Annotated in this window: 16 protein-coding genes; 5 read left to right on the plus strand and 11 right to left on the minus strand. The window is 63.9% G+C overall.

What is annotated here, in order from left to right; translation table 11 throughout:
• Positions 1 to 12: 12 nt before the first annotated feature.
• The 7 genes from proS to radA all read right to left on the minus strand — a co-directional run bounded on the left by proS (position 13) and on the right by radA (position 7,270).
• A complete protein-coding gene (proS, locus tag GRI42_RS04310) occupies positions 13 to 1,554 on the minus strand; it encodes a proline--tRNA ligase (RefSeq protein WP_160607114.1) in 1,542 nt (513 codons plus the stop codon).
• Between the two features lie 48 nt (positions 1,555 to 1,602).
• On the minus strand, positions 1,603 to 2,151 hold the full coding sequence (gene phaR / locus GRI42_RS04315) for a polyhydroxyalkanoate synthesis repressor PhaR (RefSeq protein WP_160607115.1): 549 nt from the start codon (positions 2,149 to 2,151) through the stop codon (positions 1,603 to 1,605).
• 76 nt (positions 2,152 to 2,227) lie between these two features.
• Positions 2,228 to 3,265 (minus strand): alanine racemase, encoded by a 1,038-nt coding sequence (alr, locus tag GRI42_RS04320; protein WP_160607116.1) that lies wholly within the window; start codon positions 3,263 to 3,265, stop codon positions 2,228 to 2,230.
• The gene (locus tag GRI42_RS04325; RefSeq protein WP_160607117.1) at positions 3,258 to 4,895 is read right to left on the minus strand and encodes an MFS transporter; all 1,638 of its coding nucleotides are present in this window, start codon (positions 4,893 to 4,895) and stop codon (positions 3,258 to 3,260) included. The genes alr and GRI42_RS04325 overlap by 8 nt, the downstream gene beginning before the upstream one ends.
• A 40-nt stretch (positions 4,896 to 4,935) precedes the next feature.
• Positions 4,936 to 5,364 carry an iron-sulfur cluster assembly scaffold protein gene (locus GRI42_RS04330; protein WP_160607118.1) on the minus strand — a complete coding sequence of 143 codons (429 nt, stop codon included), beginning with the start codon at positions 5,362 to 5,364 and terminating at the stop codon, positions 4,936 to 4,938.
• A complete protein-coding gene (locus GRI42_RS04335; RefSeq protein WP_160607119.1) occupies positions 5,361 to 5,885 on the minus strand; it encodes a CvpA family protein in 525 nt (174 codons plus the stop codon). The genes GRI42_RS04330 and GRI42_RS04335 overlap by 4 nt, the downstream gene beginning before the upstream one ends.
• A gap of 17 nt (positions 5,886 to 5,902) precedes the next feature.
• Positions 5,903 to 7,270 carry a DNA repair protein RadA gene (radA, locus tag GRI42_RS04340; protein ID WP_160607120.1) on the minus strand — a complete coding sequence of 456 codons (1,368 nt, stop codon included), beginning with the start codon at positions 7,268 to 7,270 and terminating at the stop codon, positions 5,903 to 5,905.
• A 71-nt stretch (positions 7,271 to 7,341) separates the two neighbouring features.
• Here radA and GRI42_RS04345 point away from each other — a divergent pair, with 71 nt between their 5' ends.
• The gene (locus GRI42_RS04345; protein WP_160607121.1) at positions 7,342 to 9,657 is read left to right on the plus strand and encodes a patatin-like protein; all 2,316 of its coding nucleotides are present in this window, start codon (positions 7,342 to 7,344) and stop codon (positions 9,655 to 9,657) included.
• A 1-nt stretch (position 9,658) separates the two neighbouring features.
• Here GRI42_RS04345 and GRI42_RS04350 read toward each other — a convergent pair whose 3' ends face one another.
• From GRI42_RS04350 to dnaK, 3 genes are all read right to left on the minus strand, one after another.
• Positions 9,659 to 10,546, minus strand: coding sequence for an MBL fold metallo-hydrolase (locus GRI42_RS04350; protein WP_160607122.1), 888 nt, complete (start codon positions 10,544 to 10,546; stop codon positions 9,659 to 9,661).
• A gap of 61 nt (positions 10,547 to 10,607) precedes the next feature.
• Positions 10,608 to 11,732: a molecular chaperone DnaJ gene (dnaJ, locus tag GRI42_RS04355; RefSeq protein ID WP_160607123.1), complete on the minus strand. Its 1,125-nt coding sequence runs from the start codon at positions 11,730 to 11,732 to the stop codon at positions 10,608 to 10,610.
• A 67-nt stretch (positions 11,733 to 11,799) separates the two neighbouring features.
• Entirely contained in the window at positions 11,800 to 13,725 is a 1,926-nt protein-coding gene (dnaK, locus tag GRI42_RS04360; RefSeq protein ID WP_160607124.1) for a molecular chaperone DnaK, read from the minus strand.
• Positions 13,726 to 13,904: 179 nt separating this feature from the next.
• Here dnaK and GRI42_RS04365 point away from each other — a divergent pair, with 179 nt between their 5' ends.
• The 4 genes from GRI42_RS04365 (at position 13,905) to GRI42_RS04380 (ending at position 16,369) form a co-directional block, all read left to right on the plus strand.
• On the plus strand, positions 13,905 to 14,384 hold the full coding sequence (locus GRI42_RS04365; RefSeq protein ID WP_234033828.1) for a copper chaperone PCu(A)C: 480 nt from the start codon (positions 13,905 to 13,907) through the stop codon (positions 14,382 to 14,384).
• Positions 14,385 to 14,443: 59 nt separating this feature from the next.
• Positions 14,444 to 14,917, plus strand: a complete 474-nt coding sequence (locus GRI42_RS04370) for a vgr related protein (protein WP_160609075.1) — start codon at positions 14,444 to 14,446, stop codon at positions 14,915 to 14,917.
• Positions 14,914 to 15,486, plus strand: coding sequence for a hypothetical protein (locus GRI42_RS04375; RefSeq protein WP_160607125.1), 573 nt, complete (start codon positions 14,914 to 14,916; stop codon positions 15,484 to 15,486). Before GRI42_RS04370 ends, GRI42_RS04375 begins: the two co-directional genes overlap by 4 nt.
• 82 nt (positions 15,487 to 15,568) lie before the next feature.
• Positions 15,569 to 16,369, plus strand: a complete 801-nt coding sequence (locus tag GRI42_RS04380) for a hypothetical protein (RefSeq protein WP_160607126.1) — start codon at positions 15,569 to 15,571, stop codon at positions 16,367 to 16,369.
• Positions 16,370 to 16,376: 7 nt separating this feature from the next.
• On the opposite strand, the gene GRI42_RS04385 is transcribed toward GRI42_RS04380, so the two are convergent.
• Positions 16,377 to 18,119: a DUF885 domain-containing protein gene (locus GRI42_RS04385; protein WP_160607127.1), complete on the minus strand. Its 1,743-nt coding sequence runs from the start codon at positions 18,117 to 18,119 to the stop codon at positions 16,377 to 16,379.

Below are 18,119 nucleotides of genomic sequence, written 5' to 3' on the forward strand. Positions count from 1 at the left end.
GCTCAGATCAAGCTAGTATGCCTTCGCCAGCAGCACGCGTTCGATAGCCGGCTTGCCGGTGAAGATGCATGCGCCGTCTGCGGGCCCCGAACCGAGCGGCACGTTGCGCATGGTCAACTTGAGCGCCTTGAGGCGTTCGACGACCTGCTCCAGATCTGCGCCGGTGGGCTTCGACCACTGGACCTCGACCCAGCCCGGATAACGGGACGCGGCGAAGAATTTTTCCACCTCGGCGAAATCGGTCACGCCGCGCGTGATGTTCGCCTCGCGGCGCTCCTGCGCTTCGGAGAAGATCGCGTCCTGCATATCGGCAAGGATGGCAGGGATGGTTCGCCCTGCTTCCTCGCGCGTCGGGGTCTGGAAATCGGGCTTGCCGGTCGCCTCGTCCCACAGTCGGTCGCGGCGCAGCAGGCTGACGACGCCGTTTTCCATGTCGCGGCCGCCGACCTCGACGATGATCGGAGCGCCCTTGCGCACCCAGTCCCAGCGCTTGGCGGCAGCCTTGCCGGGGCGCGTGTCGAGCAGCACGCGGATCGGCTCGCCGACGGCAAACTGGGCGGCGAGCGTTGCGCGCAGCGCTTCGCAATATTCGACCAGCGCATCGTCTTCGGGCTTGTCGCGCAGCATCGGCAGGATCACGACCTGCTGCGGAGCAATCTTGGGCGGCAGGCGCAGCCCGTCATCGTCGCCATGCGTCATGATGACGCCGCCCACCATGCGGGTCGAAACGCCCCAGCTGGTGGTGTGGCACAGGCTCTCGCCGCCTTCCTTGTTCTGGTACTTGATGCCGCTGGCATGGGCGAAATTCGTGCCGAGATAGTGGCTGGTGCCCGCCTGCAGGGCCTTGCCGTCCTGCATCATGGCCTCGATCGACCAGGTCTCGACCGCACCCGGGAAACGCTCGTTCTCGGGCTTTTCGCCGGCAATGACGGGTAGCGACAGATCCTCTTCCGCAAAGGCGCGGTAGACTTCCAGCATGGTCAGCGTGTGTTCGCGCGCCTCTGCCTCGTCGGCATGGGCGGTATGGCCTTCCTGCCAGAGGAATTCGCTGGTGCGCAGGAACATGCGGGTGCGCATTTCCCAGCGCACGACGTTCGCCCACTGGTTGAGCTTCAGCGGCAGGTCGCGCCAGCTCTGCACCCAGCGCGCCATGGCATCGCCGATGATCGTTTCCGAAGTCGGGCGGACGACCAGCGGCTCTTCCAGCTTCGCTTCGGGATCGGGGATCAGCCCGCCTTCCGGTCCCGCGATCAGGCGGTGGTGCGTGACGACCGCCATTTCCTTGGCGAAGCCTTCGACATGCTCTGCCTCGCGCTCGAAATTCGACAGCGGGATGAAGATCGGGAAATAGGCGTTGGAATGGCCCGTCGCCTTGATCCGGTCATCCAGCAGGCGCTGCATGCGTTCCCAGATGCCGTAGCCCCACGGGCGGATGACCATGCAGCCGCGCACCCCCGATTCCTCGGCCATTTCGGCGGCGGAGATGACTTCCTGGTACCAGGCGGCGAAGTCGTCGGCGCGCTTGGTGTTCAAGGCATGGCGGATCTGGGCCACGGGGCAATTCCTGTATCTGGGTGGGTGTCGGCGCGCGGGCCGATGCAATTATTTGCCGAGTTCGTCCAGCTTCTTCTGCATGGCGGCCATCTGCTTGCGCATCTCGGCCAGTTCGTCGGCCTGGTCCGGCTTCGGCGGCGATTTGCGCGCACCCGGGATCAGCGCCTCGGCTGCGTTCTGCATCATCTTGAAGTTGGCTTCCGCCATCTTGGCGAGCGGATTGGCCTCGATCCCCTTGGCGAAGGCGGCTTGCAGCTGTTCCCGGTTCTTACGGAAATTCGCCATGCTGGCTTCGAGATAGCTCGGCATCATCGACTGCATCGAATTGCCGTACATTGAGATTAGGTCGCGCAGGAAGCTGACGGGCAGCATCTGCTGCGAACCGTGGCTTTCCTCTTCCACGATGATCTGGGTCAGGATCGTATGGGTGATGTCGTCGCCGCTCTTGGCGTCGAGCACCTGGAAGTCGACATTCTCGCGGACCATCTTTGCCAGGTCGTCGAGCGTGATGTAGCTGGACGTGTCGGTGTTGTAGAGTCGACGGTTGGCGTACTTCTTGATCGTGATCGGTTCGCCTTCGGCGGTCCGCTTTGCCATGGATTGCTTCCCCCAATCTATTGTGCAGTGCAGCCCCGCTTAGCAGCCGCACAATGTGCAGCGCAACACGAGAGATTCACCGTGCGAAGCGGTGTCCCAGAATGGTCAGCAGTTCGTATTGGGAAACAGCGGTTTGCTGCGCAGCATCGGGAAGGTAATAGGGCAGTTCGACCCAGTCGCCCTCCCCGATTTCGGGAGCTGCGCCGAGGTCGATCACGATCATGTCCATCGACACCTTGCCGAGGATGGGGAGGCTGCGTCCCGCGTGGGCGAAGGCCGCGCCGCCCCATGCGCGCAGGATGCCGTCGGCATAGCCGAGCGAGACTACACCGGTGCGCATCCGCGCCTGCGCGGTGAAGGTGGCGTTGTAGCCGACCGTATCGCCCGCCTCGATCGTCCGGGACTGGATGATCGCTGCGCGCGGTGTGACGACCTGCCTGATCTGACCGGCAAGTTCCTCGCGCGGGACTCCTCCGTAAAGTGAAAGGCCCGGGCGGGTCAGGTCGAAATGATAGTCGGGCCCAAGGGCAATGCCTGCGCTGTTCGCAAGGCTTTTGGCCTTGTGCGGGATCAGCTTCGCTGCTGCGTCGAAGCGGTCGCGCTGGGCCGCGTTCATCGGGCTGTCTTCGTCCGCGCACGCGAGATGGCTCATGATGACCTCGACCTGCAGCGAACGGATCACCGGGTCTGCAGCCTCAGCAGCGCTGATGCCGAGCCGGTTGATGCCCGTGTCCACCATGAGATGGCACCCACCGCCGCCACTCTCGCTCCACAGCCTTGCCTGCCGGAGGGAATCGATCACCGGTCTCACGCCTGTCTGGCGCGCAAAGGCCGCATCGGCGTCGCTTTGGGGACCGTGGAGCACGGCGACCTGTTCGGGCGGCACGTGCGTTATGACCGCAGGAACTTCGGACCAGTGGGCGACGAAGAAATCGCGGCAACCGGCATCGCGCAGGACCGGCACGCAGTGCTCCACGCCCAGCCCGTAACAATTGGCTTTCACTGCCGCCCCGGCACGCGCAGACCCGCTCAACCGGTCGAGCGTGCGCCAGTTGTGCGCCAGCGCCTCGCGATCGATATCGAGCCTGAGTGTGGGCGGCGGAAGCTCAGCCATTGGCCTCTTCGAAGTCCTTGGGCGGTCCGTCGGGAATGCCCCACCAGGCGACAACCAGGCCGAAAGCGACGATGGCGATGGTGTACCACAGGCCCGAATAGACGTCGCCGGTCATGGCCACGATGTAGCCGGCAATCAGCGGCAGGAACCCTCCGAGATAGCCTGCACCGATGTGGTAGGGGATGGACATGGAGCTGTAGCGGATACGCGCGGGGAACATCTCGCACAGCAGCGCGGCCACCGAGCCATAAGTCAGTGCCGACAGCATGCCGCAAACCAGCAGCAGGCCGATGGTGCCGAGAATGCTCGACATTGGCGGGGACTGCCGTTCGAAACTGTAGCCGCTCTTTTCAAGCCAACCCTGGATGGTCGCGCGCCGGTCGGCATCGCCCAGCGCGGCATAGCTGTGGCGCGTTTCGCCGACGCCAATTTCGGCAGCCGCTTCGCCCGTCGCCGGCGCGCCGGTGTCGATCGTATAGGGCACGCCCAGCGCGGTCAGATCCTGCAGCACGCGGCCGCAGGCGCTGGCCTGTACCTCGGCAAAGGGATCGTAGTCGCACTCAAGGCCGCTGACCGTGACAGGCGCCGCCTTGGCGCTGGCCGACAGGCCCGGGTTCGCAAGCGCTCCCATCCCCCAAAACACGGGGAATAGCAGCACGAGCGAGGCAATCGCGCCGATGATGATCGGCTTCTTGCGCCCCACGCGGTCGGACCATTTCCCGACCATGATGTAGAACGCCATCGAGATAGTGCCAGCGATCAGCAGCATCCATTCGACGATGCCTTCCTCGACCCGCATCGGGCCGCGCAGGAACGACAGGCCCGAGAAGAACGCGGTGTACCAGATCGTCGTCAGGATGCCGGTGATGCCGAACAGCGCGACGAAGATGCGCTTCGGATTGCCCGGATAGGTCATGCTTTCCTTGAACGGGTTGGCCGAAGTTTCGCCCGCTTCCTTCATGGCCTGGAACACCGGGCTTTCGGACAGTTTCAAGCGCATCCACAAAGAGATGCCGAGCAGGATGATCGAGAGCAGGAAGGGAATGCGCCAGCCCCATGCCGCGAAATCTTCCGCCGGGATCAGCGCCCGGCAGGCGAGGACCACGATGATCGAGAGGACGAAGCCGCCGACCACGCTTGCCTGGATGAAGCTGGTGTAGAAACCGCGCTTTTCCGGCGGGGCATGCTCGGCAACGTAGATAGCCGCGCCGCCATATTCACCGCCCAGCGCCAACCCCTGCAGGATGCGCAGCCCAATGACAATGATCGGGGCGGCAATCCCGATGCTCGCGGCGCTGGGGATCAGGCCCACGCCCGCGGTCGCGATGCCCATCAGCGTAACGGTGACGAGGAATGTGTATTTGCGCCCGAGCCTGTCGCCGAGGAAGCCGAACAGGATCGCGCCAAGCGGGCGGAAACCGAAACCGACGGCGAAACCTGCCCAGACGAGCAGGACCTGCAGGGTCTCGTTGTCGCTCGGGAAGAAGGCAGCGCCGATCAGGCCGGCCAGTGTTCCGTAGATGAAGAAATCGTACCATTCGAAAATCGTGCCGGCACTGCTGGCGGCGATAACGAGGCGGATTTCCTTTTCGGTCGGCTCCCTTTGCAGAGCCCCCTCACCTGCGGACATGCTTGCGCTCCCCTTCCAGTTCTCTCGAGCGAAGCGCGGTTTAGCGGGCGTCGCCAGCCTTGCCTAGCGCGTCCACGGCCGCTCTCCACGGCAGCAGGATCGCGCCATGGCGACCGGGATACTCTTTGGCAGGTGCCAGCATTTCCAGGTCGGGCCAATCCGGCAGCGGCCCGTCGCCCGAAAGCCAGTCCTCTACATCGGAGGGCATGGCCAACAACCGGTCGCGACCTGCGTCGCCGCAATGGCGCGCGAATATCGCACTCGCTGCCTGCCCTACTGCACACGCCGTGACCCTGAGGCCGGGAGTAACGAATGCCGGATCGGCGGAAAGCGAAAGCGTGCTGCCGCAAGTGCGCGAGTGGCTTTCACCCTGCAGCGGTGCGTCGGGATCGTAGGGATATTGCGCCAGCTCGACCGCGAGAGACAGGAAGGCGGGAGAATAGAGTGCGCCGCCCGGTGCGGCGCTCACTCTTCCGTGGCCCGTTCTTCGCCCAGCAGGCGGGCGCGGCGTTCGGCGAGCACTTCGACGAGCGTACGCGAGCCGCCGTCGACCAGTTCATAGCTGCGCGCAGTCGTGATCCATGCCGGACGGCCGCGATAATCCCACACGCTGTCATAGCCGAGCACCAGCAGCGAGAAGGCGATGACCACTATGACCACACCCTTCAACGCGCCGAAACCGAAGCCGAGCACGCGATCGATCGGGCCGAGGACGGAACCGCGCGATGCCTTGCCGACGTTGTTGGCGATAACCTTCATCGCGGCATAGGGGATCAGCAGCAGCAGCGCGAAGGCGAGGACCGAGGTCGCAATTCCCTGCCCCAGAAAGTCCTGCATGGCGAGCGTCAGCGGCGTGTGCAGGAATCGGATCGCAAAGGCTGCAAGGACCCATGCGGCGAGCGACAGAACTTCCTGCATGAAACCACGCATGAAGCCGCCCGCTGCGGCCACTCCCACGATCAGGAGAACGATGAAGTCAAAACCCGTCATAGACCCGGGGTTAGTGCTTATTGCGTCCCTATAATCCGGTCAACGAGGTTGGAGAGTTGTCCCAAGCCCGAGTAATCGAGTTCTGCCGAGCCGGTCTTTGCATCGGACGGACCGAAACCACGCCCGAAGCCGAGCTTGGCAGCTTCGCGCAAGCGCACATTGCCATGCGCGACGGGCCGCACTTCGCCTGCAAGACTTACCTCGCCCAGCCAGACGCTGCGATCGGGTAGCGGCTTGTCCGCCAGCGCGCTCACGAGCGCGGCGGCAACCGCAAGGTCGGCGGCAGGGTCCGAAAGGCGATAACCGCCTGCAACATTGAGATAGACTTCCGCCGAGCTGAAGTTCAGCCCGCAGCGCGATTCCAGCACGGCCAGCAACATGGCAAGACGGCCATTATCCCATCCGACTACCGCGCGGCGCGGCGTCGCACCCGATTGCAGTCGCACGATCAGGGCCTGGATTTCGACCAGCACCGGCCGCGTTCCCTCCATCGCCGGAAACACCGCGCTGCCGGCCATGGGCTGGTCGCGTCCCGACAGGAACAGCATCGAGGGATTCTCGACCTCTTCCAGCCCTTCGCTGGCCATGGAGAAGACGCCGATTTCGTCGACCGCGCCGAAACGGTTCTTGAGCGCGCGCAGGATGCGGTACTGGTGCGAGCGTTCGCCTTCGAAGCTCATCACCACGTCGACCATGTGTTCGAGCACGCGCGGTCCGGCGATACTGCCATCCTTGGTCACGTGCCCGACGAGGACCAGAGCCACGCCGTTTTCCTTGGCGTAGCGGATCAGTTCGAACGCGCAGCCGCGCACCTGGCTGACCGTGCCGGGTGCACCCTCGATCGTGTCGGAATGCATCGTCTGGATGGAATCGATCACGAGGAACTTGGGCGGAGCCATCGTGCCGAGCGTGGTGAGGATGTCGCGCACACCGGTGGCGGCGGCCAGCTTGACCGGCGCATCGGACAGGCCGAGCCGCGATGCGCGCATCCGCACCTGTCCGGCCGCTTCTTCGCCGCTCACATAGACGACGCCGTGCCCTTCGCGAGCGACCTTTGCCGCGGCCTGCAGCAACAGCGTCGATTTGCCGATTCCGGGATCACCGCTCATCAGAATTGCGCTGCCCGGTACGAGGCCGCCGCCAAGGGCGCGGTCGAATTCGGCAAGGCCGGTCTTCTGGCGAACGGGCATTTCGCCCGGCTTGTCGAGGTCCACGAATTTCACCGCGCGACCGCCGCTCGACAGATCGTGCTTCAGCGAGAACACCGTCGCGGGCGCATCTTCGACCAGCGTGTTCCATTCCGCGCAATCGGCGCACTGGCCCTGCCAGCGGTGCGAAACATCGCCACAGGCCTGACAGACATAGCGTTTCTTGGGTTTAGCCATCCACAAGAGCTAGCCGGAACATTTGAGGAACGCAATTGCCAATCCATGCGATGATGTGCACAAGGATGGCGATGCGGCAGAAGGAACTGAGGATCGCACTCGTCTGCTACGGCGGGGTCAGCCTGGCGGTCTATATGCACGGCGTCACGCGGGAGCTGTGGCACCTCGCCCGCGCCAGCCGCGACTACCATTCCGGCGTAGCGCCGCGCAGCGGAGTGGACGGGGTCTACACCGAACTCCTCGCCGCGATCGAGGACAAGCACGCCCTGCGGCTGCGCGTCGTGCCCGACATCATGAGCGGGGCCAGTGCGGGCGGCATCAATGCGGTATTCCTCGCGCAGGCTATCCATTCGGGGCAGAGCCTGGAGCCGCTTACCGACCTGTGGCTGGAAGTCGCCGATGTCGACATTCTCACCGATCCCGACGCCAAGCTGCGCTGGCGCGGCGGCAAAATCTGGGCGCAACCGGTCGCCAGCTTCATCCTTAGCCGGCCGGGCACCGAATTGGCGGATCAGGTCGCTCCCGAAACGCGCGCCGAGGTTCGGCGCAAGGTATCGCACCTCATCCGCGGGCGTTGGTTTGAGCCGCCCTTTTCGGGTCTCGGTTTCTCCAAGCTGCTGGAGCGCGCGTTCACAGCCATGGCGGCCGCGCCGCACGAGGCCCCGCTCCTTCCGCCTGGCCATCCGCTCGACCTCTTCGTCACGACGACGGACTTCCATGGCTACCGCGAACTGCTGCGGCTCAACAGCCCACCCGTGGTTGAGGATACCGAACACCGCCTGCCTATTTACATGAGGTCAAACACGCCGGTTGAGGGTGGGCGCGATCTAGCAAATCCGCTGGAACTTGTGTTTGCGGCGCGGGCGACGGCGAGCTTTCCAGGCGCGTTTCCGCCGCTAAAAATAAAGGAGATTGACCTTCTTGCAGCCGAGACCGGGCGGCATTGGCCGGGAAAGGCAGAATTTCTCGATCGCATCATGCCAATACACGTTATGCGGGGCGGTACGCAGAACGTCTCGCTGATCGACGGGTCGGTGCTGGTGAACAAGCCCTTTGCCGGTGCCATAACGGCGCTGCGTGGCCGCCCTGCCCAGCGCGAGGTCGATCGCCGCTTCGTCTATGTCGATCCGCGCCCCGAGGGCCTCAATCCGCGTGATGAAAGGCTGGCGCGCGATGTCGGGTTTTTCTCCGCCATCTTCGGCTCGCTTTCCACGATCCCGCGCGAGCAACCCATCCGCGACAACCTCGAACAGCTGCAGGAACAGAGCCGTGAGGCGGAGCGCCTTGGCCGTATCGTCGCCGCGCTACGTCCGGAAGTCGATGCGACCGTCGAGCGCCTGTTCGGACGCACGCTGTTTCTCGACCGTCCCACGCCAAAGCGCCTCAAGGCATGGCGACAGAAGGCCCAGCAGGCAGCCGCGCAACAGGCGGGATACGCCTTCCACTCCTATGCGCAGGCCAAGTTCAGCGGCATCGTGACGCGGCTTGCACGCCTCGCCTACGAGGCCGCTCCTTCGCTCCACCTGCCCGACCCCTTGGCAGTGGAGGAAGTCCTGCGGGAAGAGCTAGGCCGTCGCGGACTGGTGAAGCTATCCGAAGGCACTTCCGGCGCAACGCCCGAGGCGATCGGCTTCTTCCGCGAACACGACATCGGTTTTCGCATCCGCCGCCTGCGTCTGCTGGCGCGCCGGCTAGCCCGCGATTGGGAGGCCGATCCCGACATCCCGGACGATGCGCTGGAGAAAGGCCGCGACGCGATCTACGCGATCCTCGCGCTCTATTTCGAAAAGGAAGGCGTTGCCTCGCTGGGCGACGATTTCGGGGACGTGGCGCAGCATGTCCTCGCCGATCCGGGGCGGTTGCTCGACACGCTGGATGCCAAGCGCCACCTCATCGAAACGGACGACGAGGCAGAGGTCATGCTGGCCGATGCGCTCGAGCTGATGCCGGCAAACCTCAAGCGGCGGATGCTGTTCGCCTATCTCGGCTTCCCGTTCTACGACGTCGCCACCTTGCCGCTGCTGCGCAACGAAGGGCTGACCGAATTCGATCCGGTCAAGGTCGACCGCATCAGCCCCGACGATGCGCGCAGCATCCGTGACGGTGGTACCTCCGCCACCCTGCGCGGCATCGAATTCTACAATTTCGGTGCGTTCTTCAGCCGTTCCTATCGCGAGAACGATTACCTGTGGGGACGCCTCCACGGAGCGGAACGGATGATCGACCTCGTCTGCTCCACCATGGAGCACGAGCATGATGAGCCGTTACTGCGCGCCTTCAAGCGCAAGGCGTTCCTCGCCATCCTGGACGAGGAATATGCCTCCGGGCGCTGTGCACGCAGCCTGCTCGACGAAGTTCGCGCCGAGGTGCTGGAACGGGTGGTCTGACCTATTCCGCCTCGAGGCTCTGGTAGATCGCGGTCACGAAGGCATCGGGGCCGATGAAACCCTCGCCCCGGTTAAAACTGGCAAGCGGCTTTGCGGCGACCGCTTCTTCGACGCTGGCACCGCCATCCTTCAACTCACGAACCAGCCCGACCGCTTCGCCGATCATCCCGCGATAGGCGACGAGGCCCGCTTTGTCGCTCATCGGGCCGTGGCCCGGAATGACCTGCGTCTTGTCGTCGATCGCCCGAATGACCGTGTCGAGCGAGGTCATGGCATGGAGCACACTGCCGCCCGATTCCAGGTCGATGAAGGGATAGCCCGGGCTGTTGAAATAGAGATCGCCCATGTGGACGATGTTGTCTTCCTTCCAGAACACGATGCTGTCGCCATCTGTGTGGCCGCCGCCGACGAACATCACGTCGATCGTGTCGCCGTTGCGGTGCATGCGGACACCCTGTTCGTACGTCACGACGGGTAGCGCCGCGGCGGGCGCGGGCGGCACTTCGAACCGGCCGGAGCTTCCCTCAATCATGCGCGCGCGCACGTTATGATGCGCGAAAATCAGCGCGCCCTTCTCGCCGAAATTCTCGTTCCCGCCGGTGTGGTCGAAATGCCAGTGGGTGTTGATAACGAAGGCCGTGGGCGAGGCACCGAGCCCGGCGACTGCCGCTTCGATCTTCTCGCTGAGTGGGGCGAACTGGTCGTCGATCAGGATCGTGCCGTCCTCGCCATGGCTGACCCCGATATTGCCGCCTGCGCCGAACAACACTGCGATGCCGGGCGCGAGTTCCTGCGCCTTGATTTCCACCTGGCTGAAATCGCGCTGGGCATGGACGGGCGAGGCAAGCAGCACGGCTGCCCCTGCCAGAATGATGGCTTTGCTGTTCATGAAGTCTCCCCTTTCGCAGCGACGCTAGAGGGGAGCAATCAACCTGTCGAGCCTGCGCGGATCAACCGCCGAAAGCGTCCTTGAGCTTGTCGAAGAAGCTGCGGCTTTCGGGGCATTCGTCGCCGGTTTCCAGTTCGCGGAACTGTTCGAGCAGCGCGCGCTGTTCCTTGGTCAGCTTCGTCGGCGTCTCTACCGCGATCTCCACGACCATGTCGCCGCGCCCGCGTCCCTGGAGGACCGGCATGCCTGCACCGCGCTGGCGCAGTTGCTTGCCCGACTGGATGCCCGCCGGGATTTCCAGCGTGAGTTCCTCGCCGTCGAGGCCGGGGATCTCGATCGAACCGCCAAGGGCTGCCTTGGTGAAGCTGATCGGCACGCGGGTCGCCAGCGTGGTGCCCTCGCGCACGAAGATCGGGTGCTGCTTCACATGGACGAAGATGTAGAGGTCGCCGGGTGCCGCACCGCGCGGACCGGCTTCGCCCTTGCCTGACAGACGGATACGCGTGCCGGTATCGACGCCGGGCGGAATGTCGATCTGCAGTTTCTGCGGGCGGTCGACCTGCCCTTCCCCGCGGCAATCGCGGCAGGGGCTGGTGATGATCTCGCCGGCACCGTGACAGTTCGGACAGGGCCGTTCGACGACAAAGAAGCCCTGCTTTGCGCGGACCTTGCCTTGCCCGGCGCACAGATTGCAGGTGCGCTTCTGCGTTCCCGGCGTAGCGCCCGAACCCTGGCAGGTGTCGCAGGTCTGGCTGACTTCGATCTCGATTTCGGAAGACTTGCCGTGGAAGGCTTCTTCCAGCGTAACTTCCATGTCGTAGCGCAGGTCGGCGCCGCGGCGTGCCTGGGCACGACCACCGCCACCGAAGGCGCTGCCGAAAATGGTCTCGAAGATATCGCCGATGTCGCCGAAATCGGCCCCCGGATGGCCGCCGCCACCGCCGTTCATGCCTTGCGTGAAGGCGGCATGGCCGAAGCGGTCGTAGGCCGCGCGCTTCTGCGGGTCCTTCAGGCAGTCATAGGCCTCGGAGACGGCCTTGAATTTGGCCTCGTTCTCCTTGCAGCCTTGGTTACGGTCGGGATGGTATTTCATCGCGAGCTTGCGATAGGCGGACTTGATCGTCGCCCCGTCGGCATCGCGGCTCACCCCGAGCTGCTCGTAATAGTCGATATCGGTCGCTGACATGGTTCAAATGCCTAGCCGCCACCGGGACCAAAAGGCACCGGCGGCGACGAGGTTTTCATCAACAGTCTCAGTTCTTCGCGTCTTCGTCGACTTCGGAGAATTCTGCATCGACGACTTCTTCGTCGCTGCCTGCATCGCCGCCGTCGCCGGCCGGAGCTTCGGAAGAAGCCTTGGCCTGCTCCTGCTCGTAAATCGACTGACCCATCTTCATGGCCGACTGCGAAAGCTCCTGCGCCTTGGCATTGATGTCTGCTGCATCATCGCCTTCGAGCGCGGTCTTCAGCGCTGCGACCTTTTCTTCGACTTCGCTCTTCAGCGAAGCGTCGATCTTGTCGCCATGCTCTTCGAGCTGCTTTTCGGTCGCGTGGACGAGGCTGTCGGCCTGGTTGCGGGCCTCGGCACCTTCGCGGCGCTTCTTGTCCTCGTCGGCAAACTTTTCCGCGTCCTGCACCATCTGCTCGATGTCGGCATCGGTGAGACCACCGGAGGCCTGGATGCGGATTTGCTGTTCCTTGCCGGTGCCCTTGTCCTTGGCCGACACGTTGACGATGCCGTTGGCGTCGATGTCGAAAGTGACCTCGACTTGCGGCACGCCGCGCGGTGCGGGCGGGATGCCGACCAGGTCGAACTGGCCGAGCAGCTTGTTGTCCGCGGCCATTTCACGCTCGCCCTGGAACACGCGGATCGTCACGGCCTGCTGGTTGTCTTCAGCGGTGGAGTAGGTTTGCGTCTTCTTGGTCGGGATCGTCGTGTTGCGATCGATCATGCGGGTGAACACGCCGCCCAGCGTCTCGATACCGAGCGACAGCGGGGTCACGTCGAGCAGCAGCACGTCCTTGACGTCGCCCTGAAGGACGCCGGCCTGGATGGCGGCACCCATGGCCACGACTTCATCGGGGTTCACGCCGGTGTGCGGCTTGGAACCGAAGAAGCCTTCGACCACTTCGCGCACCTTGGGCATGCGGGTCATGCCGCCGACCATGATGACTTCGTCGATCTCGTCCTTGGTGACGCCGGCATCGGCCAGCGCCTTCTTGCACGGTTCGAGCGTGCGCTGGATAAGGTCGCCGACCATCTTTTCGAGGTCCGAACGGCTGATCGTTTCCACCAGGTGCAGCGGGGTCGACGAGCCACCTTCCATGCGCGCGGTGATGAAGGGCAGGTTGACTTCGGTGGTCTGGGCCGAGCTCAGCTCGATCTTGGCCTTTTCCGCCGCTTCCTTGAGGCGCTGCAGAGCGAGCTTGTCGCTCTTCAGGTCCATGTTTTCCTTCTTCTTGAACTGGTCGGCCAGCCATTCGACGATCGCGCTGTCGAAGTCTTCGCCGCCGAGGAAGGTGTCGCCATTGGTCGACTTCACTTCGAACACGCCGTCACCGATCTCGAGGATCGAGACGTCGAAGGTGCCGCCGCCAAGGTCGTAGACGGCAATCGTCTTGCCATCGTCCTTCTCGAGGCCATAGGCCAGCGCGGCCGCGGTCGGCTCGTTGATGATGCGCAGCACTTCGAGACCCGCGATCTGGCCGGCGTCCTTGGTCGCCTGGCGCTGCGCGTCGTTGAAGTATGCGGGAACGGTGATAACCGCCTGCGTCACGGTTTCGCCGAGATAGCTTTCGGCGGTTTCCTTCATCTTTTGGAGGATGAACGCCGAGATCTGCGAGGGGCTGTAATCTTCGCCGCCGGCCTTGACCCATGCGTCGCCGTTCTTGCCCTTGACGATGTCATAGGGGACCAGCTCGGTGTCCTTCTTGGTCACCGGGTCGTCGAAGCGGCGGCCGATCAGGCGCTTGACCGCGAAAACCGTGTTGTCGGGATTGGTGACCGCCTGGCGCTTGGCAGGCTGGCCGATCAGGCGCTCGCCATCCTTGGTGAAGGCGACGATCGAGGGCGTGGTACGCGCGCCTTCGGAATTCTCGATGACCTTGGGCTTTCCGCCGTCCATCACGGCAACGCAGCTGTTGGTGGTGCCGAGGTCGATACCGATTACTTTAGCCATGGTTTCCCCATAAGTTTCACATTGTTGGACACCGCGCGATTGGATCCCCACGAAGGGCGGAACCGGTCGGCGGCTCGTTCGGGTGGTGTGTTACTCAGGCGATATAGGTGCGGTTTCGCTTGGCACAAGGGAGGTCGCCCGCTAGTTTTTTCGGTCTCAGACAGGAGGGAAAATTACCGATGATGAAACCCGTTTTCGCCGCCATGATGCTCGCCGGGACCAGCCTGGGCCTCGCCGCCTGCGGTGGTGCAGAGACCGAAGCGCCCGCCGCAACCGATGATGCCGCCGGCCTCGAAATCGCCAATGCGCGCATGGTCCTGCCTGCTGTCGCCGGCAATCCGGCCGCGATCTATTTCGACCTGAAGAACAGTGGCGAGCGCGGCGTGGCCGTGCGCAAGGCCGAAGTCGCCGGTGCCGGCAAGACCGAAGTGCACGGCACGATGGAATGGGACGGCAAGATGGAAATGAGCGAGACGGGACCGCAGGCCGTGCAGCCTGGCGAAACGCTCAAGTTCGAACCCGGCGGCCTGCACGTCATGGTGTTCGACCTTTCGCCCGATCTCGTCGCTGGCAGCGAAACCGCGATGACCCTGACCGTGGCAGGCGGCAAGGCCGCGACCTTCAACGTTCCGATCCAGGAAGCCGGGGACGATCGCTGAACGACTTGCGCGACACGCTCGGGGTTGAAAGCCACACCGCCGCTCCCGCAACTTGCGAGATCGGCGGGCAGCGGGCGCTCACCCCGGGCGAAGTCGCGCTTGCCCGCAGCGTGTTCGGGGATGCCATAGACTATGCCCGCGTGACCGTGCGCCGGCGCAAGTGGTTTCCCTTCCAGCCCCGCCGCGTCACCATGGCGCCGCGGGGGCACCTACATTTCCATCCGCACTCAGAAAATTACTGCGACGATTTCTCGCAGGCCAACGTGCTGCGCCAGGGGCTCTTCATCCACGAGATGGTGCATGTCTGGCAGGTGCAGACACTCGGCCAGTGGTATCTCGTCACCCGGCGGATGCCTTGGGCCCGCTATGACTACAGCCTCAAGCCGGGGTGGAAGCTGGAACGCTATGGAATCGAACAGCAGGCCGAAATCGTGAAGCACGCTTTCTGGCTGCGGAATGGGATCAAGGTCGCCGGAGTTGGCGATGCGGCGCCTTACGAAATGCTCGTGAATTTTCCCGGGGCAGGCGCATGACCGAGTTCGAATTCGTCTTTCTGCTCTACGCCTTGTTGCTGGGCCTTTCGCTGATCGAGTTGCTGGCCGGAATGGGCCGCGCTCTGGAGCTCAAGTTCGCCAGCGACGCCGGCGGGCAGAGCTTCAAGATCGGATGGCTGACCCCGGCCCTTGCGGTCTTCGTCATGCTGGACCTGCTGAGCTTCTGGATCTTCGCATGGCGCGTACGCGACCTCATGACGGTCAGTGCATTGTCGCTCCTTGCGGTGATGATGTTCGCCTCGTCCTATTATCTTGCCGCACGCCTGGTCTTTCCGAGCGAACCCGACCGCTTTGCTGATCTCGATACCCACTACCAGAGGGTGAAAGGGGTCGTCATGGTCATCCTGATCGCCCTGGTCGGGGTGCAATGGCTTTACCTGCTTTCTATCGAGAGCATCCGCGACGGCCTGCTGACGCCGCTCGCCGCTGGCATGACGCTGGTACTGGTCGGGCTGATGGCGGCGGTGATTTTCGTACGCTCACCTCGCTGGAGCCTGATACTGCTCCTGTTGCTGGTGGCGCGGTACCTTGTCATTTACGCGCTCTGACGCCCGAGAAGAGCCGCGCGTTCATTGGGGTGCAAGGTCACAGGCGCAAGAGTGCCCGGGTCCGGCAAGGTGGGAGGCATTCTTGGACAAACGGTACCTGTTTTCGGTCGCAGCAGTCTGCACACTAGGACTGCAGCCCCTCACTGCCCCTGCCCAGGACGGACCGGATGCCGCAGTCCTCGTGGAACAAGCCTTCGCCGAAGCCCGCCGTGCGCAGCCGAACATCGAGGTGCAGGCGCTCACCTGCGGCGAAAACCAGCGCCAGATCGCGATCAGCGACGGCGTGACGATCCTTTACCCCTGCGGCCTCAGGGACGTGGTCGAGGACAGATTTGACGCGACCATGCTCGTCACACTGTTGCTCGCAGAACCTGCCGCGATCGTGCCAACCTTCGACAAGGGCGTTCCCTTGCCCGAAGCGGTTGCAGCCATCGGTGCCGCAGCTCTTGGAGCGGGGCTGGATCCGGAAACGGGTGTCGAGAAAATCCAGCGCAATGCTTCTGCGCACACGGGTGAGCCCAGCCCGCCTCTTTCCGCCTATCTTGCGCGCGATTCCAAGGCCTACAAGCAGGAGGTCGCCCGCGCCGAGAGCGAAGACAACCTGCGCCGGACCTCGGAACGCAGCGAGGAACGTCGCCGTGAACGCGCCGCCGAAGAGCGGGCCGAGGAGCAGGCACGGGAAGCCCGTTACCGCTCGGTCACCGATTTCCTCAATCTGGCTCATGCACAAGGCTTCTGCCCGGCCGACGGTCGCGCCTTCCTGAAGCGCGCGACGGCCTATTCGACCAGTCCGCTACAGAACGACCGGCCGATGGGCCTGTGGGCCGACGACCGCCGCCATGCGCTGGAACCTTATCTCAACGACATGACCCGCTGCCGCTGAGACAGCCTCAGTCGTAGTTCACGCCGGGCAGCCCCTGCCCGCCATCGGCGATGAATGCGTCGATCCGCTCTTCCAGCACCGGAAGCGGGACGGAACCGAGCGAAAGCACCACATCGTGGAACTTGCGGATGTCGAATGCGGACCCAAGCTCGCTTTCGGCTTTCGCGCGCACGCGGCGGATGGTCATTTCACCGAGCTTGTAGGCCAGCGCCTGGCCCGGCCAACTAATGTAGCGATCGACCTCGGTCCCGACCTCATGCTGAGAAAGCGCGGTGCGCGAGGCCAGATATTCCATCGCCTGGTCGCGGGTCCAGCCATAGTGGTGGATGCCGGTGTCGATGACGAGGCGCACCGCGCGCCACATCTCGTAGCTCAGCTGGCCGAACCGTTCGTAGGGCGTGCGGTAGATGCCCATCTCGTTGCCGAGATATTCGGTGTAAAGACCCCAGCCCTCGCCGAAGCCCGAGAAATAGACCTGTCGGCGGAAGGGAGGCGCTTCTTCGCGTTCGAGTGCGATGGCGGCCTGGAACGAATGGCCGGGCGCGCATTCGTGCAGCGTGAGGGCCGGGATATTGTAGACCGGCCGCGAAGGCAGGTCGTAGGTATTGATCTGGCAGTAGTCGAGCCCACCGCGACCTGCGGTATAGAACGGCGCGATGGCAGGATCGACGGGTCGCAGGCCGTTCCGGTAGCGCGGCAGGAAACCGAAATATTCGTCCAGGCGGTCGTCCACGCGTTTTGCCGCATAGGCCGCAACGCCCATCAGCTCATCTGCCGACCCCGCGACGAATTGCGGATCGGTGCGGAGGAATTGCACGAATTCGGGCAGCGTGCCGGTAAAGCCGGCCTCCGCCTTCGCCTTCTCCATTTCCGCAGTGATCCGGGCGACTTCCGACAAGCCGATCCGGTGGATCTCTTCGGCAGTCAGGTCCAGCGTCGTGTATTCCTTAATCTGCTGCGCGTAATAGGCCTGTCCTTCGGGCATCTCGCGCGCCCCGAGGCTAGTGCGCGTTTGCGGCAGATATTCTTCGCGATAGAATTCGAGGAAGTCGCGGTAGGCGGGTGTGACCACCTGCTCGATGACCTCTCGCGCTTCCTGCCGCAGCCCGCCTTGCTCGAACGACGAAACCGTGAGCGGCGACATGATCGCAAACGCACCCCAGAAAGGGCTCTTTTCCGGGTCGTCGACGACATAGGCGGCAAGGCTGCGATCGCGACCTTCAAGCGTCACGCGCGGCACGCTGAACCCGCGCGCCAGCCCCGCGCGGGCATTGGCTTTCTGTTCGGCGAAATAGCGCGGGATATCGCGCATGCGCTCGATATAGCGCCGGTATTCCTCCTCGCTTTGCAGCGGGAAGCGCTGGGCCAGATAGCTCCAGAAGTTGTTGTCGCTGTCGAAGGGCATTTCCCACTCGCGGAAGCGGGCATCGCCGATTTCGGTTTCGAGCAGGTGACGGAAAACCGCCGCATCGATCCGCCCCTGTGCCGACAAGGTCGCCACCTCGATCGCGTCCAGGCGGGCAAGCATCTCCTCGGCATAATCGGCACGGGCCATGTTGGCTTCCGGCGTGACCGACCAGAGCTGCGCGCCTTGCGAGGTAGAACCGTCGGCCTCCACGACCTGCCCGAAATCGGCAAGGCGCTGCTTGTGCCAGCTGTCGGCCAGCGCCAGTACCGCCGCGTCGTCGGCCAGTGCGGGAGATGCATACAGGGCGGCAAGGACCGCCATCGATTTGAGAGCGGTCCTCAT

Origin of the sequence: Qipengyuania gaetbuli (genome assembly GCF_009827315.1) — a bacterium.
Taxonomy (GTDB): Bacteria; Pseudomonadota; Alphaproteobacteria; order Sphingomonadales; family Sphingomonadaceae; genus Qipengyuania; species Qipengyuania gaetbuli.

Bases quoted from the DNA above. Each gene is read 5' to 3' on its own strand.
- phaR (WP_160607115.1), bottom strand. From the start codon at position 2,151: ATGGCAAAGCGGACCGCCGAAGGCGAACCGATCACGATCAAGAAGTAC.
- alr (WP_160607116.1), bottom strand. From the start codon at position 3,265: ATGGCTGAGCTTCCGCCGCCCACACTCAGGCTCGATATCGATCGCGAG.
- GRI42_RS04325 (WP_160607117.1), bottom strand. From the start codon at position 4,895: ATGTCCGCAGGTGAGGGGGCTCTGCAAAGGGAGCCGACCGAAAAGGAA.
- GRI42_RS04335 (WP_160607119.1), bottom strand. From the start codon at position 5,885: ATGACGGGTTTTGACTTCATCGTTCTCCTGATCGTGGGAGTGGCCGCA.
- radA (WP_160607120.1), bottom strand. From the start codon at position 7,270: ATGGCTAAACCCAAGAAACGCTATGTCTGTCAGGCCTGTGGCGATGTT.
- GRI42_RS04345 (WP_160607121.1), top strand. From the start codon at position 7,342: ATGCGGCAGAAGGAACTGAGGATCGCACTCGTCTGCTACGGCGGGGTC.
- GRI42_RS04350 (WP_160607122.1), bottom strand. From the start codon at position 10,546: ATGAACAGCAAAGCCATCATTCTGGCAGGGGCAGCCGTGCTGCTTGCC.
- dnaJ (WP_160607123.1), bottom strand. From the start codon at position 11,732: ATGTCAGCGACCGATATCGACTATTACGAGCAGCTCGGGGTGAGCCGC.
- dnaK (WP_160607124.1), bottom strand. From the start codon at position 13,725: ATGGCTAAAGTAATCGGTATCGACCTCGGCACCACCAACAGCTGCGTT.
- GRI42_RS04365 (WP_234033828.1), top strand. From the start codon at position 13,905: ATGATGAAACCCGTTTTCGCCGCCATGATGCTCGCCGGGACCAGCCTG.
- GRI42_RS04375 (WP_160607125.1), top strand. From the start codon at position 14,914: ATGACCGAGTTCGAATTCGTCTTTCTGCTCTACGCCTTGTTGCTGGGC.
- GRI42_RS04385 (WP_160607127.1), bottom strand. From the start codon at position 18,119: ATGAGGACCGCTCTCAAATCGATGGCGGTCCTTGCCGCCCTGTATGCA.